The following is a 25,591-nucleotide window of genomic DNA, read 5'->3' as shown; positions in this document are numbered from 1 at the left end:
TGTGTGCCGGCCTCCTCGTCCAGCACACAGGGTGAATCAGATTTTGACTCCCATGGGAATCCCTCCCGATCCAAGTCGGTCAGATTTTGCTCTAGTTCAGGCATTTTAGACGCCGAGGGAGGTATCGAACCTCCATCTGTTGGCATTTCCAACCATGTAATTCGATCAGTGTTGATCAGCTCTATGCCTGTTGAGCTACTCGGCAGCAACAGATTTGGTAGCCGCGCGTTGATTTCGCAATACGATAAGGTCTGGCTCGTGCCCCGACAGCAGCCGCACCCACATTCTAATATATTAGCTCTTCGCCTGCCGCACGCACGGCTCCTCCGGCCTAAGCTCCTCTCGTCCGGTGGCCAGGGTCCTTGCGCCGGGCAGCGCACTGACGAACGGCAGGACCAGAACGAATGGACCAACAGAAACTCGATCGCGCGATCGGTCGTCGCTTGAAGACGCTGCGGACGCAGGCAGGCATGACGTTGAACGAGCTCGCGGGCCGCTCCGGCGTCAGCAGGGCCATGATCGGGCGGGTGGAGCGGGCTCAGAGCAGTGCGACGGCGGCGCTGCTCAACAAGCTCTGCGCGGCGCTCGACGTCACGCTCAGCGACGTCGTCGCGCTGGCGGAGAAGCCGCCGGAGCGCCTGGTGCGGCTTGCCGACCAGCCGCATTGGCGCGATCCCGACAGCGGCTACCGGCGGCGTCATGCCTCGCCGCCGGACGCGGCGAGCGGCATCGAGATCATCGTGGTCGACCTGCCGGCGGGGGCCCGCGTCTCCTACAGCCCCTGGGGCCGCAACGCCTTCACCCAGCAGATTCTGATGCTGGAGGGCACCATCGCCGTGCATATCGATGCCAAGGCGGTGCGGCTGCGTGAGGGCGATTGTCTGGATTTCGACGTGATGCGCGCCGTGATGTTCGAGAACGAGACCAAGCAGGATGCGCGCTACGTCATCATCACACGGCGCGGCGCTTCCTACGGCAAGATGTGAGAGCGTGGAGATCATGACGATGCAGATCCGCACCGGCGACACCTTTGATCCCCGTGTCATCGCGCTGCTCGATCATCACGTCGCCGCCGCGCGGGCGCAGACCGCGCCGGGGAGCGCCCATGCGCTTGATTTGGCGGGCCTTCGGGCGAGCGATGTCGCGTTCTGGACAGGCTGGGACGGCGAGATACTGGTTACCACCGGCGCGTTGAAGACGCTTTCGACGAGCCACGGCGAGGTCAAGTCGATGCACACGCTTCAGACCACGCGGCGGCGCGGCTATGGCGGCCGGATGCTGCGCCACATCATTGCGGAAGCCCGCGCGCGCGGCATGACGCGGCTCAGCCTCGAGACCGGCTCGTGGGACTACTTCAGGCCGGCCCACGCGCTCTACCTTGCGCACGGTTTCGTCGCCTGCGGCCCGTTCGAGGGCTATGTCGAAGATCCCAACAGCCTGTTCCTGACGCTGGACCTGTCGGCGCCGGTGCGCCGGTAGCTCAGGAGCGTGTCCCCTCGCAAGGCACGCAAATCAGCGAGATCGCCTCAAAATGAGTTGCGCACCTCAAAACACCTCTGCTAGCCTTCAGACATGGCCGAGACGCTCACCCCGACCGCGCTGACGCTGAAGGACATCGCCCGCGAGGCCGGTGTCAGCCTCGCCACGGTCGACCGCGTCCTGCACAATCGCCCGGGCGTGCGGCCGGACACGGTGCGGCGCGTCAAGGCGGCGATCGAACGCAATTCATTCCAGCCGCATGTGGCCGCCGCCGAGCTCGCCCGGGGCCGCGCCCGTCGCTTCGCCTTCGTGATGCCGTCGGGGCCGAACCCGTTCATGCAGCAGATCGAGGCCTATCTCGGCGAGATGGCAGCCTGGCTGGCGGCCCGCCGCCTCAGCGTCGAGACGGTCGCAACCGACGTGTTCGACGCTTCCGCGCTCGCGGCCTCGCTGGAGGCATTGTCGGGCGATTGCGACGGCGTTGCCGTGGTGGCGCTGGATCATCCCGGCGTGCGTGCTGCCATCAACGATCTCGTCGATGCCGGCACCAAGGTCGTGACGCTGGTCTCGGACGTGCCATCCTCGCGCCGGCACCATTATGTCGGCATCGACAATATCGCCGCGGGGCGCACTGCCGGCGCGCTGGTCGGGCGGCTGGTCGGCCAAAGATCCGGCAAGGTCGCGATCGTCGCGGGCTCGCAGGGCCTGCGCGATCATGCCGAGCGCATCTTCGGCTTCAACCAGGTGATGGCGACGGAATTCCCCGGTCTCGGCGTGCTGCCCGTGCTGGAAGGGCGCGACGAGGACGACCGTTCGGAGCAGCTGCTGGGCCGGCTGCTCCGCAGTCATGCCGACATTGTCGGCCTCTATAACGTTGGTGCCGGCACGCAAGGCGTCGCCAAAGCGTTGAGCGAGGCCGGCCGCGACAAGCAGGTGGTGTTCGTCGGGCACGACGTCACGGCGCTGACGCGCCGATTGCTGCTGCAGGGCGTGATGGATGCTGCGATCTCGCAGAACCCTGGACATGAAGCGCGCGCGGCCGTGCGCGTGCTGCTGGCGCTCGCCCGCGGCGAGCCGATCCTGCGCGAACAGGAGAAGATCAGGATCGACATCGTGATGCGGGACAATCTGCCTTAGCGGCAGGCGGATTTCGGAACGGCCCGTTGCGGGGAAAGCGACGCAAGATCGCGCACCGCCGCAGGCAAAAGGGAGGATAGCGTGTATCTCGGGATCGACATCGGCACGTCCGGTGTGAAAGCGGTGCTGGTGAGCGAAGCCGGCGCGGTCGTCGCGACGGGAACGCGCGAGCTTGCGCTGTCGCATCCCGCACCGCTGTGGTCCGAGCAGGATCCCGATGCCTGGGTCGATGCGACCATCGGCGCCATCGACGATCTCGCCGCGCGCCAGCCGCGCGAGGTTGCGCAGGTTCGTGGCATCGGGCTGTCAGGCCAGATGCATGGCGCGACGCTGCTCGGCGAGAACGGCCGGCCGCTGCGTCCGGCCATCCTCTGGAACGATGGTCGCTCGCAGGCCGAATGCGCCACGCTGGAGCGGCGCTGTCCCTCGCTGCACACGATCACCGGCAATCTGGCGATGCCCGGCTTCACTGCCCCGAAATTGCTATGGGTCGCGCGGCATGAACCCGAAATCTTCGACCGCGTGGCAAAGGTGCTGTTGCCGAAAGCCTATGTCCGCTATCGCCTCACCGGCGAGATGGTCGAGGACATGTCGGACGCATCAGGCACGCTGTGGCTGGACGTCGGTCTGCGTCGTTGGTCGGCCCTGCTGCTGCATGCCACCGGACTCGATCTGCACCACATGCCGCGCCTGGTCGAGGGCAGCGAGGTGAGCGCCGTGCTCGCGCCGGACTACGCACGGCGCTGGGGCATGCGGAACGATGTGGTGGTCGCGGGCGGTGCCGGCGACAATGCCGCCAGCGCGATCGGGCTCGGTGCCATCGTGCCGGGCGATGCCTTCTTGTCGCTGGGCACGTCGGGTGTCCTGTTCCGTGTCACCGATCGCTTCGCCCCGGCGCCGGCTTCGGTCGTGCATGCCTTCTGTCACGCGCTGCCCGGCCTCTGGCATCAGATGGGTGTGATGCTGTCGGCGGCGGCCTCACTTGCGTGGCTCGCAGGCGTGATGGAAACGCCGGCTGCAGCGCTGCTGGCGCCGCTCGGCGAGCGCGTCGATGGACCAAGCCCGATCAAATTCCTGCCCTATCTCGATGGCGAACGCACGCCGCACAACGATGCCGCAGCCAGCGGCGCCCTTGTCGGCTTGCGCGGTGCGACCGGCCGGAGCCAGATCGTCCAGGCCGTGCTCGAGGGCGTCGCCTTTGCCGCGCGCGACAATCTGGCGGCGCTGAGCGCGGCGAGCGGGCCGATTGCCGAAGTCGATCTCGTCGGCGGCGGTTCTCGCTCGGCGCTGTGGGCGCAAATCTGCGCCGATGTGCTCGGCATTCCCGTTCACCGCGTCGAAGAAGGCGAGGTCGGAGCCGCGCTCGGCGCTGCACGGCTCGCCCGCATCGCGGCCACCGGCGAAGCCGCAGCGGAGGTCTGCACCCGTCCGCGGCGACTCGCGACCTTCACGCCCCGTGCATCCGTCGCTTCGGCCTATGACGAGGCCTATCGGCGGTGGCGCGCGCTTTATCCAGCATTGAAGGAGGCCGTTAAGTGAACGCGTCAGCCAAGTTCTTCGATGCAAGCGCACCCGTCGCCTTCGGCGGCAAGGATGCGGAACAAGCCGCCTTCCGCTGGTACGACAAGGACCGGCTCGTGCATGGCCGCAGGCTCGAGGATCATCTGCGCTTTGCAGTCTGCTATTGGCATTCCCTATGCTGGCCGGGCGGCGATCCCTTCGGCGGGGAGACGTTCCTGCGGCCCTGGCACCACGGCACCGACGCGATGGCGATGGCGCGCGCCAAGGCTGACGTCGCCTTCGAGCTGTTCCGCCTGCTCGACGTGCCGTTCTTCACCTTCCACGACGTCGATGCGGCGCCGGAAGGCGCCACGCTCGCGGAATCCGTCGCCAACCTCAACGCGATCGCCGATCTGTTCGAGCAGAGGATGGCTTCCGCAAAAGTGCGCCTGCTCTGGGGCACCGCAAACCTGTTCTCACACCGCCGCTACATGGCGGGCGCCGCGACCAATCCGGACCCTGATATCTTCACCTATGCCGCGGGCCAGGTCCGCGCCGCGCTGGAGGTGACGCACCGGCTCGGCGGCGAGAACTACGTGCTGTGGGGCGGGCGCGAGGGCTACGAGACGCTGCTGAACACCGATCTCAAGCGCGAGCTCGACCAGCTCGGCCGCTTCCTCTCGCTCGTCGTCGAGCACAAGCACAGGATCGGCTTCAAGGGACCGATCTTGATCGAGCCGAAGCCGAAGGAGCCGACCAAGCATCAATATGATTTCGACGTCGCCACCTGCTACGGCTTCCTCGAGCGCTACGATCTCCTGAACGACGTCAAGCTCAACATCGAGCAGAACCACGCCATCCTCGCCGGCCACTCCTTCCATCACGAGGTCGCGCTCGCCGAGGCGCTCGGTGTCTTCGGCTCGCTCGACATCAACCGCGGCGACGATCTGCTCGGCTGGGACACCGACCAGTTCGCAATGAACGTGGGCGAGCTCGCGCTGGTGTTCCACGAGATCCTGAACCGCGGCGGGTTCACCTCGGGCGGTCTCAATTTCGACGCCAAGATCCGCCGCCAGTCCATCGACGCCGACGATCTGATCCATGCCCATGTCGGCTCGATGGATGCCTGCGCGCGTGCCTTCCTCGCCGCCGCCGACATGATCGATGCCGCCGTCCTCACCGAGCCGCTTGCCAAGCGTTACGACGGGTGGGCCGGCCCCGAGGGGCGCGCCATTCTCGGCGGCCAGCGCTCGCTCGCCGATCTCGCCGACCGCGCCATGAGTCCCGGCTTCGACCCGCAGCCGCGCTCGGGCCGGCAGGAATATCTGGAATCCCTCGTCAACCGCTACGTCTGAGGAGGATCGCTGATGGCAAAGACCGACGCAACACCGGTCCTCGAGCTGACCGGCATCGGCAAGGAGTTCGGCGCGATCCGCGCGCTGCACGATGTCGAGATGCAGGTCTTCCCCGGCGAAGTGGTCGGCCTGATGGGCGACAACGGCGCCGGCAAGTCGACGCTGGTCAAGATCATTGCCGGCAATTTCCGTCCCACCCACGGCGAGATCCGCTTTGCCGGCAGCACGGTCCACTTCAACCGCCCGGTCGATGCCCGCGCTGTCGGCATCGAGGTGGTCTATCAGGACCTCGCACTATCGGACAATCTGACGGCGGCAGCCAACGTCTTTCTCGGCCGCGAGCTGAAGCGCAAATTCGGACCGATCGCCTTGCTTGATCACAAGGCAATGGCGGCGCGCGCGCTGGAGCTGTTCGGCGAGCTGCGCTCGGAGACGCGCCCCGACGATCTCGTCAAGCAGATGTCGGGCGGCCAGCGCCAGGCGGTCGCGATCGCGCGGACGCGGCTGTCCAACGCCAGGCTCGTGATGATGGACGAGCCGACCGCCGCCATCTCGGTGCGCCAGGTCGAGCAGGTGCTCGGCCTGATTCACCGGTTGAAGGAGCAGGGGGTCGCCGTGATGCTGATCTCGCATCGCATGCCCGACGTGTTCGCGGTGTGCGACCGCGTCATCGTCATGCGCCGCGGCGAGAAGCGGGCCGACAAGCCGATCCACGAGACCTCACCGGAGGAAGTCACCGCTCTCATCACCGGCGCGAAGGAGGCGGCATGATGGCCATGCCCATGGAATCCCCGATCACCTTCACCAATGTAGGCAAGATCAGGTGGTGGCAGCGCGGCATCTTCGCCTCCCAGACCGGCTATGTCCTGCTCGCGCTGGCCGTGCTGCTGGTGATCATGCATTTCGCCAGCCCCTACTTCTTCACCGAAGGCAACATGCAGAATGTGGCGAAGAATTTTTCCTTCATCGCCATTGCGACGCTCGGCGTCACCTTCGTGGTCATCACCGGCGGCATCGACCTCTCGGTCGGCTCGATGATGTGCTTCTCCGCCATGATCACCTCGATGGTGATGACCGAGCTGTCGACGCCCGGCTCGCCCGCGGGCGCGCTGTTCGTGCACATGGCGGCCGACGGCAAGACCGTGCTCGCCAATGTGCCCGGGCTGATCCTGCTGGTCTCGATCGTCGCCGGCCTCGGCGTGGCGCTGATCGCCGGCCTCGTCAACGGCTTCTGCATCGCCGTGCTCGGGCTGTCGCCCTTCGTGACCACGCTCGGCATGCTCTCGATCGTGCGCGGGCTCGGCTACGTCGTCTCAAACGGCCGTGGCAGCTTTCCGGGTGGCCCGGACGCCGACTATTTCTACGCCGCGACCTCGGGCGATGTACTCGGCGTGCCCGTGCCTTTCATTTATCTCGTGATCCTCGCGCTGGCGATGGCCGTGGTGCTGCATCACACCTCGTTCGGCCGCCACGTCTTCGCGCTCGGCGGCAACGAGAAGGCGGCCGAGCTCACCGGCATTCCGGTGGTGCGGGTGAAGATCGAGGTCTACGTGATCTGCGCGCTCGCTGCGGGGCTCCAGGGCATCATCATCTCCGGTTGGCTCGGGTCGGCGCCGGCCAATATGGCGACATCTTACGAGCTCAACGTGATCGCGGCGGCCGTGATCGGCGGCGCCAACCTCGCCGGCGGCATTGGCGGCCCGCTCGGGGCCATCGTCGGCTGCGTGCTGCTGGAAGTGATCCGCAACGGTCTCGTGCTGGCGCAGGTCAGCTCCTACTGGCAGCAGACGCTGGTGGGCGTGATCATCATCCTTGCTGTGCTGGTCGACCGTATCCGCTCGCGGATGAATTGACGTGACGTCGTTCCGGGAGGGCAACCAAGATGCCGCCCGTCCGCTTCCCGGACGCTTCTGACAGGATGGGCGCTAGAGAAGGGTGGAGGAGATAATGAGGAAACTTCTTCTTGCCGGCATCGCCGTTGCGATGATGGCTACGCCGGCGTTCGCCGCGAACTACCGCTTCGTGATCGTCCCCAAGGCGATGAACAACCCGTTCTTCGACTTCGCGCGCGATGGCTGCCTCAAGCGCGCCAAGGAGCTCGGCAACATCGAGTGCATCTACAAGGGGCCGGTGGAGCATGAGCCGGCGACGCAGGCCCAGATCATCCAGGACTTCGTCACCCAGAAGGTCGACGGTCTCGCCATCTCGGTCGCCGACGTCGCGGCTATGACCAAGTCGATCGAGGCGGCAACCGCCGCCGGCATCCCCGTCATCACCTTCGATGCCGATGCGCCGGGCTCCAAGCGCATCGCCTATATCGGCACCAACAACAAGGAGTTCGGCCTGGCTCTCGGCAAGCAGCTCCTGAAGATGCGGCCCGATGGCGGCAAATACGCCATGGTCTCGGGCGGTCCCGGCGCCAAGAACCTCGCCGAGCGCGTCGATGGCGTGCGCGAGGCGCTGAAGGGCTCGAAGTGGACCGAGGTCGCGGGCTCCCCGACCTTCTGCAACGACGATCCCGCGCTCGCGGTCCAGCAGATGACGGACATGCGCACCGCAACGCCCGACCTCGCCGCCATCGTTCCCATCGGCGGCTGGCCGATGTTTGCTCCCGAGGGTTTCAAGGCCTTCGCATCCAGGAACAAGAAGGACATCGATTCCGGCAAGTTCACGCTGGTCGTGGCCGATACGCTGAAGATGCAGCTCGAGCTGCTGCGCGACGGTTATGTCAATGCGCTGGTCGGCCAGCGCCCGTTCGAGATGGGCGAGAAGGCGATGGACACGCTGCTCGCCATCAAGAAGGGCGAGAAAGTACCGGAGATCGTCTACACCGGCCTCGATCTCGTCACCAAGGACAACGTCGCACAGATGTTGAAGTAGGCGCGCCGCCAGCCCCGCGCTCCTCTCCCGCTTGCGATTTGCGCAAGCGGGAGAGATGATTTGGACTGTCTGGAAGAAGACTGCTGGAAGGCAATGGGAATGAAAAGGTCACGGCTCGGCGCTCTCGACGTCACCTCACTCGGCCTCGGTTCCGCCCCGCTCGGCGGATTGTTCTCCCCCGTCAGCGATGTCGATGCGCAAGCAACGATTGAAAGGGCCTGGTCTCTCGGCATCCGCTTCTTCGACACCGCGCCGCTCTATGGCTTTGGCCTTGCCGAGCGGCGGCTGGGCGCATTCCTGCGGCAGCAGCCGCGCGACTCCTACGTCATCTCGACCAAGGTCGGCCGTCTGCTGCGCGCACCGGATGGCGCTGCCGCCGAGGACGAGCACTACAAGGGCACGCCGCGGGAGCGGCCGGTGTTCGATTTCAGCCATGACGGGGTGATGCGATCGGTCGAGGAGAGCCTGGCGCGCCTTGGGCTCGACCGCGTCGACATCCTGCTCGTGCATGATCCTGACGACCATTATGACGACGCCGTCAGCGGCGCCTTCCGCGCGCTGCAGCGCCTGCGCGAGGACTGCACGGTCAAGGCGATCGGCGCCGGCATGAACCAGTCGGAGATGCTGGTCCGCTTCGCCGAGGCCGTGCCGGTCGACTGCTTCCTGCTCGCCGGGCGTTACACGCTGCTCGATCAGGGCGCGCTGGATGCGCTGTTTCCGGTCTGTCAGGCGAAGGGTATCGGCATTCTGCTCGGCGGCATCTACAACAGCGGCATCCTGGCCGATCCCCACACGAGCGCGAAATTCAACTATCAGGACGCCGATCCGGCGCTCGTCGCGCGTGCGCTCGAGCTCGACGCGCTCTGCCGCAGGCACGGCACCGAGCTGAAAGCCGCCGCGCTCCAGTTCTGCATGGCGCATCCGGCGGTGACGGTCGCCGTGATGGGCGTGCGCAATGAAGCGGAGGTCGCCGACAATATCGCAATGTCGGAGAAAGCGGTGCCGGCCGCGTTCTGGCAGGAACTGCGTGCGAGAAAGTTCGTCGATGCGCGGGCGCCGCTGCCGGGCGGGGCGTAAGGGCATGATCATCGACGGCCACCAGCATTTCTGGGACCCGGCACGCGCCGACTATCCCTGGATGGAGGCGGACGAACTCGGCCCGATCCGCCGCGCCTTCGGTCCCGCCGATTTCGTGCCGCTCATGAAGGCCAATGGCATCGACGCAAGCATCCTGGTGCAATGCCGCTCCGCGCTGGAGGAGACCGAGCAGTTCCTGCACATCGCGCACGAAAATCCCTTCGTCGTCGGCGTGGTCGGCTGGGCCGATCTGACCGATGGCGCCCTCGACGAAACGCTTGATCGCCTGCGCGCCTTGCCCGGCGGCGGCAGGCTGGTGGGAATTCGTCATCAGGTCCACGACGAGGCTGATCCGGATTGGCTGCTCCGCGAGGATGTGCAGCGCGGCCTCACGGCTGTTTTCACCCGCGATCTCGCCTACGATCTTCTCGTCCGCACCCGCGAGCTGCCGGCCGCGATCGCAACGGCGCAGGCCTTTCCGCAAGCGCGCTTCGTGCTGGACCACGCTGCCAAGCCGCCGATCGCCGACGGCGGCAGCGCCGAATGGACCGACGGCATCGCAGCGCTGGCGGCTTGCGGCAATGTCTGGTGCAAGATCTCAGGCCTGGCGACCGAGGCGGTCTGGAATGACTGGGATGCGGAGCGCCTGTTTCCGTTCGTCGAGCACGCCGCGAAATGCTTCGGGGAGGACAGGCTGATCTACGGCTCGGACTGGCCGGTATGCCTGCTTGCGGGAAGTTACGGCGAGATCAAGACCGCGCTGGAGGCCTGCCTGGCGAGGCTTGGCCCGCGCGTGCGCGACAAGGCTTTTGGTGTGAATGCGACGCAGGCTTATCGGCTGGCTATCGCCGCTTAGAGCGCGATGAAATGAGGCTCGATCGCTACAAAGACGGAGGTGCGCTCCCTCTCCCGCTTGCGGGAGAGGTGAACGAGCCGCGGCAATCGATTGGACCTAAAGTCATTCCGCTCTAGCTCGAAGCGTCGGCGCCTTCCTCTCCTGGCGGAGCAGGAGAGGGGAAGCAACGCGCCAGGTCCTACTCCGACATCGGCTTGTCGGAGATGTCCCAGTCCTTGCCGGTGAAGGTGGAGATGAACAGCGTCTTCATCGGCGTGTAGTTCTCGGGCGTGTAGCTGTAGGTGACGCCGTCGAGGAAGTAGGGCGAGTGGAAGCCCGCGAGCGTCGATGCCTGCTTCAGCACGTTGGCGCGGGTGAGCTCGTCGCCGCAGCGGCGCAGGATCTCGCCCATGGTCACGGCCTGGCCGTAGCCGGCAAAGGCGATGGTGTTGTCGGGGTCGATCGCCGGCGTGTACTTCTTGCGCAGCTCCTCGAACGCCATCACGTCGGGGTCCTTCTCCCATTTGGGCAGGCCGACCTCCTTGTTGTAGCGGATGGCGACGATGCCGGCGGCGTTCTCGAGGCCTGCGGCGCTCAGGATGGAGCGGCCGGTCGAGCCCGCCGACAGCAATTGCAGCGGCTTCCAGCCGAGCTCGGCCACTTTACGAATCGACTGCGACGACGCCTTGCCGGTCGAGATGTTGTAGAAGACGTCGGCGCCCGACTTCGAGAGGTTGATGAGCTGGGAATCGACGGTCGGCTCGGTGAGATCGTAGGTCTGCTCCATGATCACCTGGGCGGTACCGCCGGCATCGGCCAGCACCTTCTTGAACGGGCCCAGGAAGTCGCGGCCGAAATCATCGTTCTGATAGAGGATGCCGATCTTCGCGTTCGGCTTCACGCTGACGACGTGCCGGGCCAGGATGCGCGCCTCGGTCGGATAGAGCGGCAGCCCCGCCATCGTCCATTTGAACTCTTTTGGGTTGTTCCACTTCGATGCGCCGGTGTTGAGCAGGAGCTGCGGCACGCCCTTGGAGTTCAGGTATTTGTGCACGGCGGTCTGCGGCGCGGTGCCGAGCGAGCCATAGAGCGCCAGCACTTCCTCTTGCTCGACCAGGCGCCGCGTCGCCTCGACGCATTTCGGCGCGCTGTAGGCGTCGTCCATGGTGAGGAACTTGACCTTGCGTCCGTTGATGCCGCCCTTCTCGTTCAGCATCTGGAAGTAGGCTTCGCCGATGCGCCCGAGCACGCCATAGAGCGAGCCGGGGCCGGAATGCGGCACGGTCTGCCCAATCTTGATCTCGGTGTCGCTGGCGCCCGCGTCGTATTTCTTCTCCGCGGCCCAGACATGAGGCGCAGGCAAGCTGGATGCAGCGATGGTGGCGAGCGCGCCGGCGCTGAAATCGCGCCGCGATGGATTCTTCGTCATTATTTGTTTCTCCCTAGCGAGGGCATTGTGCTGACAACGCAGCTCGGCTCGCAAGTGGGGAGTCGCAACTTTGCGACGCAATGACGCTCATATTGCGCGGTGCTAGCGCCTAGACTCAAGTTTTCTCGGCGACGACGACGAGGCCGCGCACCGGCTCGTTGTTCTCGATGCGCGGCGAGGCCAGCTCCAGTGTCAGCAGCTCGAGGCCGGCCTTGGCAATCGCGTCGCGGACATATTCCGCGGAGTGGGCATAGCGCAGGCCTTCGCCGAGCACGATGCCGCCGCCGTCATGAGTCTCCAGCGTGAAGGCGAGCACGCCGCTGGACGCGAGCACGCGCCTGGCTTCGGTCAGCACCGGTGCGAGATCGGAGAGATACACGAAGGCGTCCGCAGCGACGACGAGATTTGCGCTCGCGTCCGCCTTGGTGCGCAAGCCTTCGATCATGTCGGCGATCTCGAGCTCGGCATAGAGGTTGGTCGCGCGAGCCTCCTTGATCATGCCCGGTGACAGGTCGACGCCGATGAAGTGGTCGACCTGCTTGGCGAAGGCGGCGGCCGCAAGCCCGGTGCCGCAGCCGAGATCGATCGTGCGCTTGAAGTAGGCCGGCTTCTTGGCGGCGCCGCGCGCGGCCAGCACCGCCTTGAAGATCAGGCTCGGGCCGCGATAGCCGAGATCGTTGATCAGCGTGTGCTCGAAGCGCGGCGCGTATTGATCGAACAGCGTTTGCACATAGGCCTTGGGCATCTCCGCCATCTGTACGTCGCCGAGCCGCATCAGGTGCAGGCCGGCGCCGTGCTGATCCTCGGGATCGGACTCGCGCGCTTTCCGGAAGGCTTCGATGGCCTTGTCGCGCTCGCCGAGCTGCCGACGGATCTCGCCGAGCGTGAACCAGGCCGAGGTGAAGTTCGGAGCGAGTTCGATCGCCTGCTCGATCAGATCGGCCGCCGCGGCCAGGTCGCCCTTGAGCTGAAGGTCGCGCGCGAACTCGAAGCGGCGGTCGGCCATGAGGTCGCCGGAGGATTGGAACAGGCGGAGCGGCATCGGGGAACCATGAAAAGCGAAAGACTCGAAGAAAATGCGGCGCAACCTATATGACAGATATGCGTCCCCAAGACATCCTGCTGCCAACTGCTGCCGGCCTGTGCTGCAAGCCCGGCGGCTTTCATATCGATCCTGTCCGGCCGGTCGAGCGCGCCGTGATCACCCACGGCCATTCCGACCATGCCCGCGCCGGCCATGGCGCGGTGCTGGCGACACAGGAAACGCTCGACATGATGCGGCTGCGCTACGGCGAGAATTTTGCCGGCTCGACGCAAGCCATCCGCTATGGCGAGGAGATTCGGCTTGGCGACGTCCGCGTCAGATTTCACCCGGCCGGCCATGTGCTGGGCTCGGCGCAGGTCGCGGTGACGTGCCAGGACACCTGCATCGTCGCCTCCGGCGACTACAAGGACGCGGCCGATCCGACCTGCACCCGGTTCGAGCTGGTGCCCTGCGACGTCTTCATCACCGAGGCCACTTTTGGCTTGCCGGTATTCCGCCATGGCGATGCCGCCGACGAAGTGAAGAAGCTGCTGGCCTCCGTCGCGCTGTTTCCGGAGCGCGCGCATCTGGTCGGCGCCTATTCGCTCGGCAAGGCGCAGCGCGTGATCGCGCTGCTGCGGCAGGCCGGCTATGACGCGCCGATCTACCTGCATGGCGCCATGGAGAAGATCACGCACTATTACCAGAGCCGCGGGATCGCGCTCGGCGAGCTGAGGCCGGTGAAGGGCGTGAAGAAGTCGGCCCTTGCCGGCACCATCACGCTGGCGCCGCCCTCGGCGACTTCCGATCTCTGGACGCGGCGTTTTCCCGATCCCGTCACCGCCTTCGCGTCCGGGTGGATGCGCGTGCGCGCCCGGGCGCGCCAGCGCGGCGTGGAATTGCCGCTGGTGATCTCCGACCACGCCGATTGGGACGGCCTTACCTCTACGATCGCCGCGACCGGCGCGGGCGAGATCTGGGTCACTCACGGCCAGGAAGATGCGCTGGTGCATTGGTGCCGAAGCAAAGGCCTGAAAGCGCGGCCGCTCGATCTCGTCGGCTACGGCGACGAGGAGGAGAGCGAGACGCCGATTCCAGACGAGGCCGAAGCATGAACCGCTTCGCCGAACTGCTCGACCGCCTCGCTTACGAGCCCGGCCGCAACAACAAGCTGCGGCTGATCACCGGCTATTTCCGCGAGGTCGGTGATCCCGACCGCGGCTATGCGCTGGCCGCGCTGACCGGCGCGTTCAGCTTCAAGCATGCCAAGCCCGCGCTGATCCGCGATCTCATTGCATCGCGCACGGACGAGGTGCTGTTCGGGCTCTCCTATGATTATGTCGGCGATCTCTCGGAGACGGTGGCGCTGATGTGGCCTCGGCGCGACGCAAACAACAGCGAATCTTTTCCGGGCTACCCCTCTCCCCAGCCCTCCCCCACAAGGGGGGAGGGAGCGCAGCCGCGGGCGCCGCGGCAGACGGGCTCGAAGGCCGCGGATGATGTAGCGGGTGATGGACGCGCTGCTCTCACCGTTCCCTCCCCCCTTGTGGGGGAGGGGCAGGGAGGGGGGTACCGCGGGCGAGATGCCCGCGATGTGCTCCATCCAAGCAACCACAACAACCCACCGCCGCCATCCCTCACCGAAGTCGTCACCACGCTGCGCACGCTCGGAAAGACCGAGTTGCCGAAGCAGCTCGAGCGCTGGCTTGACGAACTGGATGAGACCGGCCGCTGGGCGCTGCTGAAGCTCGTCACCGGCGCGCTTCGGATTGGCATCTCCGCGCGCCTCGCCAAGACCGCGGCCGCCGCACTCGGCGACAAGGACCCGCATGAGGTCGAGCTGATCTGGCCGGGCCTCATCCCGCCCTATCTCGACCTGTTCGCCTGGCTGGAGGGACGCGCCGAAAAGCCCGTCAATCGCGATCCCGCGCCGTTCCGGCCCGTGATGCTGGCGCATGCGATCGAGGACACGGATTTCGCCGCGCTCGATCCCGCCGACTACATCGCCGAATGGAAGTGGGACGGCATCCGCGTGCAGGCGGTGGCGGGGCGGGACGATCGCGGCCGAATCACGGCGCGGCTCTATTCGCGCACCGGCGAGGACATCACGGGGAGCTTCCCCGACCTCGTGCCGTCGCTGCACCTGCCCGGCGCCATCGATGGCGAGCTCCTGATCCTGCGCGAGGGCCGCGTGCAGAGTTTCAACGTCCTGCAGCAGCGCCTCAACCGCAAGGTCGTCTCGCCGAAGCTGATCAAGGAGTTTCCGATCCACCTTCGCGCCTACGATCTGCTTGGCGACGACGAGAATGATCTGCGCGAGCTGCCTTTTGCCGAGAGACGCGAACGGCTGGAGAGATTCGTTGGGAAGCTCGACGATCCCCGGATCGACCTGTCGCCCACGGTCCCTTTCGCAAGCTGGGACGCGCTGACCGCCGCGCGCGCCGATCCGGCGAGCGCAGGTGCCGGCGAGGATGCGGACGCCGTCGAAGGCGTGATGCTGAAGCGGCGCGATGCGCCTTATCTGCCCGGGCGGCCGAAGGGCCAATGGTGGAAGTGGAAGCGCGACCCGCACATCATCGACGCCGTGCTGATGTATGCCCAGCGCGGCCACGGCAAGCGCTCGTCCTATTATTCCGACTACACTTTTGGCGTCTGGACCGAGGGCGATGGCGGTGACGAACTGGTGCCGGTCGGCAAGGCCTATTTCGGCTTCACGGACGAGGAACTGCTCCAGATCGACCGCTTCGTCCGCCGCAACACCACGGAAAAGTTCGGCCCCGTGCGTCATGTCGTGCACGAGGGCGACAAGGGGCTGGTGTTGGAGGTCGCGTTCGAGGGGCTGCAACGTTCGCCACGACACAAGTCCGGCGTCGCCATGCGCTTTCCCCGCATCAGCCGCTTGCGCTGGGACAAGCCGCCGCGCGAGGCCGACCGGCTGGAAACGCTGGAGAAGATGCTGAAAGCGGAAGCGGCGGAGATCGAAATGTGAGGCGTTCTGAGGTCAGGTTCGATCGCCGCTGCGAACGCAGTCCGCTCCCTCTCCCGCTTGCGGGAGAGGGGTGGGGAGAGGGCTGTCTCCGCAGTGGGATTCCCCCAGAGGCGAGAACCCTCACCCGCGCCTTCGGCGCGACCTCTCCCGCAAGCGGGAGAGGTTACAGGGAGCTCGCGGCACACGTTTGCCCGAATTAAACTCCCGTAACTCGATTGACGCCGCTTGCGGGTTCCCCATGTGCCTCGCCGTGCCCTATAATGGGATCGAATCCCCCTGAGGAGTTCGCGATGGTCCAAGACGTCAGAGATTTTCCGGCCGGCCGCAGCGACGGCCTGCACCGCTTTCTCGGCGGCTCCCCGCTGGCGGTCGCGTTTCGCCTGGTTCTGCTCTCGATCCTGGTCGGCGTCGTGCTGGCCGCGATCGGCTTCGACCCCTGGAACATCATCACCAGCATTCGTCTCCTGTTCCAGCGTCTCTGGGATCTCGGCTTCGATGCCGTGAACTGGCTGTGGCGTTACTTCCTGCTCGGCGCCGTCATCGTGATCCCGATCTGGCTGCTCTCGCGTGTCTTCGGCGCGCCGCGCGGCCGGTGAGATTTTGAGGGCTCGCTGCCGATGCAATTGCGCTTTGTCGGCTGCGGCGATGCTTTCGGCTCCGGCGGCAGGCTCAACACCTGCTTTCATGTCTCGGGGCGCGAGGCCAATTTCCTGATCGATTGCGGCGCGTCGGCTCTGCCGGCGCTGAAGCGGCTCGAGATCGACTGCAACGAGATCGATCTGATCCTGATCACGCATTTCCACGGCGACCATTTTGGCGGGCTACCGTTTGTCCTGCTCGACGCGCAATTCTCGCGGCGGACGCGGCCGTTGACGATCGCGGGTCCGCAAGGCATCGCGCCGCGGCTGGCCCAGGTGATGGATGCGCTGTTCGAGCATTCCTCGAAGACCCAACAGCGGTTCGAGCTGAACGTGATCGAGCTCGCCCCCGGGCAAGGCCAAAGCTTCGGCGCGGTGACGGTGACGCCCTATCCGGTCGTGCACGGCGAATCCGGCGGGCCCTTCCTGGCTTATCGCGTCGAGGCCGAGGGCCGCACGCTCGCCTATAGCGCCGATACCGAATGGACGGAGACGCTCATTCCGCTGGCGCATGGCGTGGACCTTTTCATTGCGGAAGCCTACATGTACGAGAAGGTGGTCAAGAACCATCTCAGCCTGAAGACCTTGGAACAGCATCTGCCCGCGATCGGCGCCAAGCGGCTCGTCCTCACCCATATGAGCGAGGACATGCTGTCGCGTCTGGGCGAAGTGCCGCATCTCGCTGCAGAGGACGGCATGGTGCTCGTGTTCTGACATGCACGCACCGGTTCATCCCAGGATCAGCTCCCGACAGGTGTTCTCCATCGCGGGCCCGGCGATGGTCGCGAACCTGACCACGCCGCTGATCGGCGTGGTCTCGACCACCGCGATCGGACGGCTCGACGATGCCGCGCTGCTCGGCGGCGTCGCGATGGCCTCCGTCATCTTCGACTGCCTGTTCTGGCTGTTCGGCTTCCTGCGCATGAGTACGCTCGCCTTCACCGCGCAGGCGCTGGGCGCCAGCGAGACGCGCGAGCAGACCGCGATCCTGGTGCGCGGCTTCATCGTTGCGGGCCTGATCGGCACCGGCCTGATCGCGCTGCAACTGCCGCTGACCTCGGTGCTGTTCGACCTGATGGGCGGCAGCGAAGGCGTGACGCGCGCGGCGAAAACCTATTTCATGATCCGGATCTGGTCATCGCCATTCGCCTTCGCCAATTACGTCGTGCTCGGCTGGCTGGTCGGGCAGGCCCGCGCCAATCCCGCCCTCGCGCTCCAGGTCGTCATCAACGTCATCAACATGGTGGCGACGATCCTGCTGGTGCTCGTCTACGACACCGGCATTGCCGGCGCGGCGATCGCCGCGCTGCTCTCGGAGACGATCGGCTTCGTGCTCGGCGTGGTCGTCTGCCGGCGCTATGCGGACGGTGGCTTCAGGGTGCCCAGGGCTACGCTGTTCAATCGCACAAAACTGATGCGTCTGCTGGCAGTGAACTCCGACATCATGATCCGCACGGCGGCGCTGATCGCCGTGTTCCTGTTCTTCACCGCCAAGGGCGCGCGCGCCGGCGACGTCACGCTGGCAGCAAACTCCGTGCTCAACAATTTCCTCCTGGTCAGCGCCTTCTTCCTCGACGGCCTCGCTAACGCAGCCCAGCAGCTCTGCGGCCGCAGTTTTGGCGCGCGCGACGCCAAGGGATTTGCGGATTCGACCAGGCTGGTGCTGCTCTGGGGCCTCGGCTTCGCGCTGGTCGTCGCCGTGCTGTTCGCGCTGTTCGGCCCCGATCTGATCAATGTCATGACGGCCAGTGAGGATGTTCGCCGCGCCGCGCGCGAGTTCCTGCCGTTCATCGTGCTTGCGCCGATCCCCGGCGTGTTCGCCTTCGGCTTCGACGGCATCTATGTCGGCGCGACCTGGGCGCGCGAGATGCGCAATCTGATGCTGGCTTCGCTCGCGATCTTTTTCGGCGTCTGGCTGGCGCTGCAATCGTTCGGCAATGCCGGATTGTGGTGCGCGCTGATTGCGTTCTACGTCGCCCGCGGCGGCTTGCAGGGTGCGCGCTATCCGGCGCTTTATCGGGCGACGTTTTCTTCTCCTTCTCCCCGTTTGCGGGGAGAAGGTTGGGATGAGGGGGAGTCTCCGCAAGGACGGTGAGAGTTGGACGCGCGGAGAGTCCCCCTCACCCGGAATTTGCTTCGCAAATTCCGGCCTCTCCCCGCAAGCGGGGAGAGGCGAAGAGCTACATCCTCGGCCAGTCTTCCGCCGTCAGCGTCGCCGCGTCGGCGCCGACGATCTCGGCCAGCGAATCCCTCCCCGTGCGGAGCAGCGTTGAGGTCAGGTCGCGCTTGATCTCGTCGACGAGGCCGAGACCCTTGTAGACCAGCGACGAATAGAGCTGGATCAGGCTGGCGCCGGCGCGGATCTTCGTCAGCGCGGCGCCGCCCGAGTCCACGCCGCCGACGCCGATCAGCGGGAACGCACCCTCGACGCGCACATAGGTTTCCGCGACCATGCGCGTCGACAGACGGAACAGCGGCCGGCCGGACAGGCCGCCTTGCTCCTTCGCCCGCACCTGCTCACGCAACGTGCTCGGCCGCGCGATCGTGGTGTTCGACACGATCATGCCGTCGACCCGGCGCGAACGCGCGACCTGTACGATGTCGTCGAGCTGGGCAAGGCTCAAATCCGGCGCGATCTTGAGCAGCACCGGCGTGTCGCCCGCCTTCTGGCGCACCCGCTCGCGGGCGTCGATCACGTGCGCGAGGAGATCGTCGAGCAGCGCGCCTTCCTGAAGGTTGCGCAGGCCCGGCGTGTTCGGCGAGGAGACGTTGACGGTGAAATAGCTCGCCACCGGCGCAAAGGTCTCGATCAGCTTGACGTAGTCGGCGACACGGTCCGGCGAATCCTTGTTGGCGCCGACATTGACGCCGACGATGCCGCCGTGCTGCGCACGCGCTGCAAGCCGGCGCAGAGCCGCCTCCGCACCGTCATTGTTGAAGCCCATGCGGTTGATGATCGCCTCGTCGCGCTCGAGCCGGAACAGCCGCGGCCGCGGATTGCCTTCTTGCGGCTTCGGCGTCACCGAGCCGATCTCGACGAAGCCGAAGCCGAGTCGCAACAGCGCGTCCGGAACCTCGGCGCTCTTGTCGAAGCCCGCGGCCATGCCGATCGGATTGGGAAAGTTCAGCCCGAAGGCGCGCACCGCGAGCTTGGGATCATCGGCACGCGGCTTGGCCGGCGGCAGGAAGCGCAGGCCCTGGATCGCGAGGCGATGCGCATCCTCGGGATCGAGCCAGCGCAGCACCGGCAGCGAAAAGGCGTCGAACGCGCGGATCACGGTAGCAGCTCCGGGACGTCGTGACCGCCGTCGGAGCGTATGTTGAGGTTGATCACCGCGATCACCGCGCCGACATCGAGCTCGCCATAGAGATGCGGAAACAGCTCGTCGTTGCGCGAGCGCTCCCAACGCAGCTCGCTGCCGAGCACGTCGCCGTCAACCTCGACCAGGAACAGCGCACGCTGTCCGAAATAGTGCTTGCGCAGGGTCTCGGGAACCTGGGCAGCGGTCGAGAAATGGATGAACCCGTCGCGCGCGTCGTCCGCGCTGCCCCGGTAGACACCCTGCCGTTCCGCCTCGCGCCAGGCCGAGGCCGGACAGATTTTGTAGATCTTGACCACCGCTTTCGCAGCCTTGTTTGTTCTTTGAGTTCTTTGGGTTTTTTCGTCTCACGCGGGTCCGCAAAACCCCGGCGCGACCGTAAAGGCCGTCCCTTCCGAACTCAAGACCCAGAGTCTTTTCCGGTCCGATGAAATCGGTCCGGGACTCTGGATTCTCGTTTTGACGCGCTTTCGTGACGCGAACCGGTACTACTTCGCCACCTCTTGCGCGAAAACCGGAAAACCGGTTGATTTGAGGATAGTTTTCCTGAGTTGCGACGGGCTGGACCTTCCATGGTCAGACAGGCCAAAGCGCAGAGGATGCTGACTCACGACCAGATCTGGGCCGCGCTGGATCGGCTGGCGGCGCGCGCCGGGTTGTCGCCGTCCGGGCTTGCCAAGCGTGCCGGGCTCGACCCCACCACCTTCAACAGGTCCAAGCGCATCACCGCCGACGGCCGCGAGCGCTGGCCTTCGACCGAATCGATCGCAAAGGCGCTGGCCGCGGCCGGCGCCTCGATCGACAGCTTTGCGAAGTTGATCGACCATGACGGCGCAGGCGACGGGCGCTCGGTGCCGCTGCTCGGCTTCGCGCAGGCCGGGATGAGCGGCGTCTTCGACGAGGCCGGCCTTCCATCCGGCAGGGGCTGGACCGAGATCGCGCTTCCCGCCACCGAGGATGGCCACACCTTTGCGCTGGAGATTTCCGGCAATGCGCTTGCACCCGTCTATCGCAACGGCGACATCGTCCTGGTCTCGCCCGGTGCGCAGATCCGCAAAGGCGATCGCGTGGTGGTGAGGAGCAAGGCGGGCGAGGTGACGGTCGCGACGCTGAAGCGCCGCACTGCAAAGGCGCTGGAGCTTCAGGCGCTCGATGGGACGCAGGCCGAACGCGCGCTGGCGGCGAGCGATGTGGCGTGGATTGCGCGGATCCTGTGGGCGAGCCAGTAATTGCCTTCCGTCGGCATGGTGCCAGGTGCGGTGACACCACCGCGCCGCGGCCCGCAGCGAGCGACCTTGCGACTCACCGCTCCTCTTGCATAGGCTGCAGCCGATATTGTCGATCCAGTTTGTCTTTGGGGGATAAAGATGAATCGCCGTCACGCATTGAAGGCCCTGGCGGGTCTTGCGCTATGTCCGCTCTGCAAGCCGGCTTTCGCCGCCGAAGGCACGCATTGGAGTTATGAGGGCGTCGGCGGTCCGGCCAAATGGGGCGATCTCGATGCGGCCAACAAGGCCTGCGCGGTCGGCCTGCAACAGTCGCCGATCGACATCGAGGCGACGATCAAGTCGCAATTGCCCGTTCTGAAGCTGAACTGGGGCAAGAGCGCCGACACCATCGTCAACAACGGGCACACGATCCAGCTCAACTTCGCCGAAGGCAGCAGCTTGATGCTCGGCAACGTCAAGTACAAATTGCTTCAGGTGCACTTCCACCGGCCGAGCGAGCACATGATCGGCGGCAAGAATTTTCCGATGGAGGCGCATTTCGTCCACCGCAACGAGGCCGGCGGGCTCGCGGTGGTCGGCGTGCTGATGGCCGAGGGCAGGCCGAACGCAGCCTTCGGCAAGATCGTCAAGACCATGCCGGCGGCGGAAGGGCCTGCCGTGAAAGCCGACGCCGCCATCGATCCTCGCGCCATGCTGCCGCAGCGGCTCGGCTATTTCCGCTATCCCGGCTCGCTGACGACACCGCCCTGCTCGGAAGTGGTGGAATGGTTGCTGCTGACCGACCCGATCCAGGTTGCCAGCGCCGATGTCGCCGCGTTCGCAAAGCTCTATCCGATGAACGCGCGCCCGGTGCAGAAGGACAACCGGCGCTACGTGCTGAGGTCGACCTGAGGGGCCGTCCAATCAACGGTGTCGTCCCGGCGAACGCCGGGAGCCTTACCGCGTGATCTATCGAAGAGTGGCGGTCTTCGTCCCGACTTAAGCGCAACTACGAATCTTCGCCTGACTTCTCCCTGAGGTTATGGGTCCCGGCGTTCGCCGGGACGACCAGGGAGAATGTCGTAGCCTCACGCGCTCCGCGCCAGCGCGCCGTCGATCATGTTGACGGCATTCTGCACGCCGTACACGGCGACGAACGAGCCGAAACGCGGGCCTTTCTCCTGGCCGAGCAGAACCTGGTAGAGCATGTTGAACCAGTCGAGCGTGACGCCGGGGCGGCCGTCCTTGCCCTTCTTGACTTGATCGAGGAACGGCTCGCGGCGGCCGACCTCGTAGACGACGTTCTGGATGTCCTCGGCCGAAGCGTCCGGCGCCAACTGCGACAGCGCATCGCGCAGATCCTGGAGCGCGGCGCGCTCGCTGTCTGTCGGCACCCGGAACTGCTTCGTCGGCGCGACGAAGTCGCGATAGTAGTTGATGGCGTAGCCCACCATCGCGTCGAGCTTCGGATGCGTCTGCGGGCTCACGCCGGGACGATAGCGACCGATGAAGCCCCACAGCGTCTCGGCATTCTCCGCGTTCGACGACGAGACCAGCGACAAGAGCAGCTGGAAGGTGACGGGCATGTCACCCTTCGGCGGCTTGCCGTTGTGGATGTGCCAGACCGGATTGCCGAGCTGCTGCTTGCCGTCCTGCTTGGCAAAGCCGTCGAGGAACTGCTGGTAGTCGTCGACGTTGCGCGGGATGACGTCGAAATACAGCCGCTTGGCCGCCTTCGGCTCGCGATACATGAACAGCGACAGCGATTCCGGCGAGGCGTAGCGCAGCCATTCGTCGATGGTGAGGCCGTTACCCTTCGACTTCGAGATCTTCTGGCCCTTCTCGTCGAGGAAGAGCTCGTAGTTGAAACCCTCCGGCGGCGTGGCGCCGAGCGCCCTGGCGATGGCGCCGGAGAGCTTCACGGAATCGATCAGGTCCTTGCCGGCCATCTCGTAATCGACGCCGAGCGCGACCCAGCGCATCGCCCAGTCGGCCTTCCACTGGCACTTGACGTTGCCGCCGGTGACGGGCGTTTCGACTTCCTGGTTCGTATCAGGATCGACATAGGTCACCGTACCGGCCGCGACGTCGCGGCGGATCATCGGTACCTGCAGCACGACACCGGTTGTCCTGCTGATCGGAAGGAACGGCGAATAGGTGGCGCGGCGGTCGGGACCCAGCGTCGGCAGGATGATCGCCATGACCTTGTCGTAGGCGGCGAGCATCTTCAACAGCGTCGCGTCGAAGCGGCCGGACGTGTAGTAGTCGGTCGAGCTCGCGAACTCGTAGTCGAAGCCGAAATGGTCGAGAAAGGCGCGAAGCCGCGCATTGTTGTGCGCGCCGAAGCTGTCATGCGTGCCGAAAGGATCAGGAACGCGCGTCAGCGGCTTGCCGAGATTGGCTTCCAGCGGCGCTCTGTTCTGCACGTTGTCGGGCACCTTGCGCAGGCCGTCCATATCGTCGGAGAAGGCGAGCAGGCGGGTCTTGATCTTGTCCTCGGTGAGCACGCGGAAGGCATGGCGCACCATCGAGGTGCGCGCGACCTCGCCGAACGTGCCGATATGCGGCAGGCCCGACGGCCCGTAGCCGGTCTCGAACAGCACCTCGTCCTTCGGGCTCTTCTTCAGCCGCGCGACGATGGCCCTCGCCTGCTCGAACGGCCAGGCGTTGGATTGTTCGGCGAGCGCACGCAGATCGCTCGGGCTCAGGCTGGGATCGATAACGGACATCAAGAAGGGCCTCCGGGCCGCGGAAAATAGCGATTTCCCGGCAGAATGCAAAAGTTGGTGCGGCCGTCGCCGCGCTTACTCCCTCTCCCCGTTCTTACGGGGAGAGGGTTGGGGTGAGGGGCTGCTTCCGCAATCACGGTGAGAGTTGGACTCGCGGAGAGTCCCCCTCACCCGGAATTTGCTCTCGCAAATTCCGGCCTCTCCCCGCAGGCGGGGAGAGGCGAAGAAATCAAAACGGGCTCACCGAGAAATACCGCAGCCACAGGTCGGTATAGCGGCCTTTTTCCCAGACGCGGAACATCGCCCAGTTCAGGGCCTGGCGCAGCACGTCGTTGCCCTTGCGCACGGCGATGCCGATGCCTTCGCCGAAGAAACGGCTCTCGACGAAGGGGCCGCCGGAAAAGGCGCAGCAATCGCCGGAATCCGTGCCGTTGATCCAGAATGCCAGCGAGATGGCGTCGCCGAAGATGAAATCGACCTCACCCCTGCGTAAAGCGGCGCGCATCGCATCGTCACTGGGATAGGCATGCAGCTCGGCGTCGGTGAACATCGCCTTGAGGTAGGCCTCATGCGCGGAGCCGTCGATGACGCCGACCTTCTTGCCCTCTAGATATTCGGGCCGGATCTCCGGCATCACCGCGTCCTTGCGCGAGGCGAAGCGCGCCGGCACGCGGTAATAGGGATCGGTGAAGTCGACGCGGGCGCGCAGCTGCGGGCTCACCGCCATCGAGGCGATGATGGCATCGCCCCGGTTGGAGGTGAGCGCGTCCACCAGCGTCTCGAAACGGCGCATCTGCACCGTGCAGGTGACCTTGATCTCCTCGCAAAGCGCACGGGCGAAATCGACGTTGAAGCCGGCCGGGTTGCCGTCTGCGCCGGTGTAGTTGAACGGCGGATAATCGGTCTCGGTCAGGAAGCGGATCACGGTCAGGCGCGACAGGTCCGGCCGTTCGGGGCGCCGGCGCGGGTCCCAGAAGCCGGGCACGGCCTGCGGGGCTGCCTGAGGCACGACCTGCGGCGTGGCCTGAGGGGCCGCCGGGGGCCGCTTGGCGGGCGCCTGGGCATTCGCGGCCGGTAGGCCGATGAGCAGGCACGCGCCGACGGCCAGCCCCGACAGCAAGCTACGGGCAGATCTAGACGATTTCGCCTGTTGCGATGGAGCCATCGGCCGGAGATGAACGAATTTCGTTGGGATCGAGGGCCTTATAGACCATCCGGGCCGGAACGCGAGCCCGGAATGTGGCTGGGTGAGGGTCCCTCAGCCGTCATGCCCGGGCTTGTCCCGGGCATCCACGTACTTTGCTGTCCCGCCCAAGAACGTGGATGGCCGGGTCAAGCCCGGCCATGACGATGTGGAAGCAGTTGGGCCCGAACGCAGCCTTCAAAGATACTTCCTCAAATCAGCCGCCGCCTCTTCCGGCGTCCGCTTCAAATTGAACGGCGAGACGAAGCGGCCGTCGCGGTCCATCAGATAGATCAGCGCGGTGTGGTCCATGGTGTAGTCGCCGTCCTTGGTCGGGACCTTCTTGGCATAGACGCGGTAGGCGCTGATGACCTTGGCGGTCTCGGCGGGATCGCCGGATAGGCCCTCGAGGTGCGGATCGAAGCTCGACAGGTAATCCTTCATCGTCGCCGGCGTGTCGCGCTCGGGATCGACCGAGATGAAGACGGCATTGACCTTGTCGGCATCCTTGCCCATCACGCGCAGCACTTCCGACATCTCGAACAGCGAGGTCGGGCAGACGTCGGGGCAATGGGTGTAGCCGAAGAAGATCAGGGTCGGCTTGCCCTTCAGGCTCTTGTCGGTGACGGCTTTGCCGTTCTGGTCGGTCAGCTGGAACGGGCCGCCGATCGCGGCCGGCTGCGCCACCTTGCTGACCCCGCCCATGGCCCAGAACATGATCAGGAGCCCGACAATGAGGCTTGCGGCGAAGGCGGTCGCGATCACCAGCGGACGGGTGGCGGAACTCATGGGCGGAAAACTTCCTGTC

At 65.7% G+C, this 25,591-nt stretch carries 24 protein-coding genes and 1 tRNA gene; 17 read left to right on the top strand and 8 right to left on the bottom strand.

Annotated features, from left to right (window positions below):
* Positions 1–109 precede the first annotated feature (109 nt).
* Positions 110–205 (bottom strand) — tRNA-OTHER (locus tag EDE08_RS38625).
* A gap of 199 nt (positions 206–404) precedes the next feature.
* Here EDE08_RS38625 and EDE08_RS27500 point away from each other — a divergent pair.
* The 10 genes from EDE08_RS27500 to EDE08_RS27455 all read left to right on the top strand — a co-directional run bounded on the left by EDE08_RS27500 (position 405) and on the right by EDE08_RS27455 (position 10,284).
* Complete coding sequence (locus EDE08_RS27500; RefSeq protein WP_131871862.1) at positions 405–986, top strand: helix-turn-helix domain-containing protein; 582 nt, start codon at positions 405–407, stop codon at positions 984–986.
* 19 nt (positions 987–1,005) lie between these two features.
* Positions 1,006–1,479 carry a GNAT family N-acetyltransferase gene (locus EDE08_RS27495; protein WP_165936221.1) on the top strand — a complete coding sequence of 158 codons (474 nt, stop codon included), beginning with the start codon at positions 1,006–1,008 and terminating at the stop codon, positions 1,477–1,479.
* Between the two features lie 93 nt (positions 1,480–1,572).
* Positions 1,573–2,616 carry a LacI family DNA-binding transcriptional regulator gene (locus EDE08_RS27490; RefSeq protein ID WP_131871860.1) on the top strand — a complete coding sequence of 348 codons (1,044 nt, stop codon included), beginning with the start codon at positions 1,573–1,575 and terminating at the stop codon, positions 2,614–2,616.
* 81 nt (positions 2,617–2,697) lie between these two features.
* Positions 2,698–4,155, top strand: a complete 1,458-nt coding sequence (gene xylB / locus EDE08_RS27485) for a xylulokinase (protein WP_131871859.1) — start codon at positions 2,698–2,700, stop codon at positions 4,153–4,155.
* Positions 4,152–5,471, top strand: coding sequence for a xylose isomerase (gene xylA, locus EDE08_RS27480; RefSeq protein ID WP_131871858.1), 1,320 nt, complete (start codon positions 4,152–4,154; stop codon positions 5,469–5,471). The genes xylB and xylA overlap by 4 nt, the downstream gene beginning before the upstream one ends.
* 12 nt (positions 5,472–5,483) lie before the next feature.
* Entirely contained in the window at positions 5,484–6,242 is a 759-nt protein-coding gene (locus tag EDE08_RS27475; protein ID WP_131871857.1) for an ATP-binding cassette domain-containing protein, read from the top strand.
* A complete protein-coding gene (locus tag EDE08_RS27470; RefSeq protein ID WP_165936220.1) occupies positions 6,242–7,324 on the top strand; it encodes an ABC transporter permease in 1,083 nt (360 codons plus the stop codon). Before EDE08_RS27475 ends, EDE08_RS27470 begins: the two co-directional genes overlap by 1 nt.
* Positions 7,325–7,418: 94 nt before the next feature.
* A complete protein-coding gene (locus tag EDE08_RS27465) occupies positions 7,419–8,351 on the top strand; it encodes a sugar-binding protein (RefSeq protein WP_165936211.1) in 933 nt (310 codons plus the stop codon).
* 99 nt (positions 8,352–8,450) lie between these two features.
* Positions 8,451–9,428: an aldo/keto reductase gene (locus tag EDE08_RS27460; RefSeq protein ID WP_131871854.1), complete on the top strand. Its 978-nt coding sequence runs from the start codon at positions 8,451–8,453 to the stop codon at positions 9,426–9,428.
* Positions 9,429–9,432: 4 nt separating this feature from the next.
* Entirely contained in the window at positions 9,433–10,284 is an 852-nt protein-coding gene (locus tag EDE08_RS27455; protein WP_131871853.1) for an amidohydrolase family protein, read from the top strand.
* 178 nt (positions 10,285–10,462) lie between these two features.
* Here EDE08_RS27455 and EDE08_RS27450 read toward each other — a convergent pair whose 3' ends face one another.
* Positions 10,463–11,692, bottom strand: coding sequence for an ABC transporter substrate-binding protein (locus tag EDE08_RS27450; RefSeq protein ID WP_131871852.1), 1,230 nt, complete (start codon positions 11,690–11,692; stop codon positions 10,463–10,465).
* A gap of 115 nt (positions 11,693–11,807) precedes the next feature.
* Entirely contained in the window at positions 11,808–12,734 is a 927-nt protein-coding gene (locus EDE08_RS27445; RefSeq protein WP_131871851.1) for a class I SAM-dependent DNA methyltransferase, read from the bottom strand.
* A gap of 59 nt (positions 12,735–12,793) precedes the next feature.
* On the opposite strand from EDE08_RS27445, the gene EDE08_RS27440 reads away from it, so the two are divergent.
* From EDE08_RS27440 to EDE08_RS27415, 5 genes are all read left to right on the top strand, one after another.
* Positions 12,794–13,831, top strand: a complete 1,038-nt coding sequence (locus EDE08_RS27440) for a ligase-associated DNA damage response exonuclease (protein WP_131871885.1) — start codon at positions 12,794–12,796, stop codon at positions 13,829–13,831.
* Positions 13,828–15,705 (top strand): ATP-dependent DNA ligase, encoded by a 1,878-nt coding sequence (locus tag EDE08_RS27435; protein WP_131871850.1) that lies wholly within the window; start codon positions 13,828–13,830, stop codon positions 15,703–15,705. The genes EDE08_RS27440 and EDE08_RS27435 overlap by 4 nt, the downstream gene beginning before the upstream one ends.
* A gap of 290 nt (positions 15,706–15,995) precedes the next feature.
* Positions 15,996–16,301: a DUF6460 domain-containing protein gene (locus tag EDE08_RS27425; protein ID WP_131871849.1), complete on the top strand. Its 306-nt coding sequence runs from the start codon at positions 15,996–15,998 to the stop codon at positions 16,299–16,301.
* Between the two features lie 21 nt (positions 16,302–16,322).
* A complete protein-coding gene (locus EDE08_RS27420; protein ID WP_131871848.1) occupies positions 16,323–17,057 on the top strand; it encodes an MBL fold metallo-hydrolase in 735 nt (244 codons plus the stop codon).
* 1 nt (position 17,058) lies between these two features.
* On the top strand, positions 17,059–18,438 hold the full coding sequence (locus EDE08_RS27415) for an MATE family efflux transporter (protein ID WP_131871847.1): 1,380 nt from the start codon (positions 17,059–17,061) through the stop codon (positions 18,436–18,438).
* An 85-nt stretch (positions 18,439–18,523) separates the two neighbouring features.
* On the opposite strand, the gene EDE08_RS27410 is transcribed toward EDE08_RS27415, so the two are convergent.
* Together EDE08_RS27410 and EDE08_RS27405 are read right to left on the bottom strand one after the other, a co-directional pair.
* The gene (locus EDE08_RS27410; RefSeq protein WP_131871846.1) at positions 18,524–19,621 is read right to left on the bottom strand and encodes a quinone-dependent dihydroorotate dehydrogenase; all 1,098 of its coding nucleotides are present in this window, start codon (positions 19,619–19,621) and stop codon (positions 18,524–18,526) included.
* Positions 19,618–19,962, bottom strand: a complete 345-nt coding sequence (locus EDE08_RS27405) for a DUF952 domain-containing protein (RefSeq protein WP_061879635.1) — start codon at positions 19,960–19,962, stop codon at positions 19,618–19,620. The genes EDE08_RS27410 and EDE08_RS27405 overlap by 4 nt, the downstream gene beginning before the upstream one ends.
* Positions 19,963–20,235: 273 nt before the next feature.
* Between EDE08_RS27405 and EDE08_RS27400 the strand changes: the two genes are divergently transcribed.
* Positions 20,236–20,892, top strand: a complete 657-nt coding sequence (locus EDE08_RS27400; protein WP_131871845.1) for a S24 family peptidase — start codon at positions 20,236–20,238, stop codon at positions 20,890–20,892.
* Between the two features lie 138 nt (positions 20,893–21,030).
* Complete coding sequence (locus EDE08_RS27395; protein WP_131871844.1) at positions 21,031–21,783, top strand: carbonic anhydrase; 753 nt, start codon at positions 21,031–21,033, stop codon at positions 21,781–21,783.
* Positions 21,784–21,959: 176 nt separating this feature from the next.
* Here EDE08_RS27395 and EDE08_RS27390 read toward each other — a convergent pair whose 3' ends face one another.
* From EDE08_RS27390 to EDE08_RS27370, 3 genes are all read right to left on the bottom strand, one after another.
* Positions 21,960–23,600 carry a lysine--tRNA ligase gene (locus EDE08_RS27390; protein WP_131871843.1) on the bottom strand — a complete coding sequence of 547 codons (1,641 nt, stop codon included), beginning with the start codon at positions 23,598–23,600 and terminating at the stop codon, positions 21,960–21,962.
* Positions 23,601–23,829: 229 nt separating this feature from the next.
* Positions 23,830–24,765 (bottom strand): transporter substrate-binding domain-containing protein, encoded by a 936-nt coding sequence (locus EDE08_RS27380; protein WP_131871842.1) that lies wholly within the window; start codon positions 24,763–24,765, stop codon positions 23,830–23,832.
* A 216-nt stretch (positions 24,766–24,981) separates the two neighbouring features.
* Positions 24,982–25,572 (bottom strand): SCO family protein, encoded by a 591-nt coding sequence (locus tag EDE08_RS27370; protein WP_131871840.1) that lies wholly within the window; start codon positions 25,570–25,572, stop codon positions 24,982–24,984.
* Positions 25,573–25,591: the final 19 nt, after the last annotated feature.

The organism is Bradyrhizobium sp. R2.2-H (assembly GCF_004346455.1).
Classification (GTDB): domain Bacteria; phylum Pseudomonadota; class Alphaproteobacteria; order Rhizobiales; family Xanthobacteraceae; genus Bradyrhizobium; species Bradyrhizobium diversitatis.
This window is presented reverse-complemented; position numbering and strand designations above follow the sequence as displayed.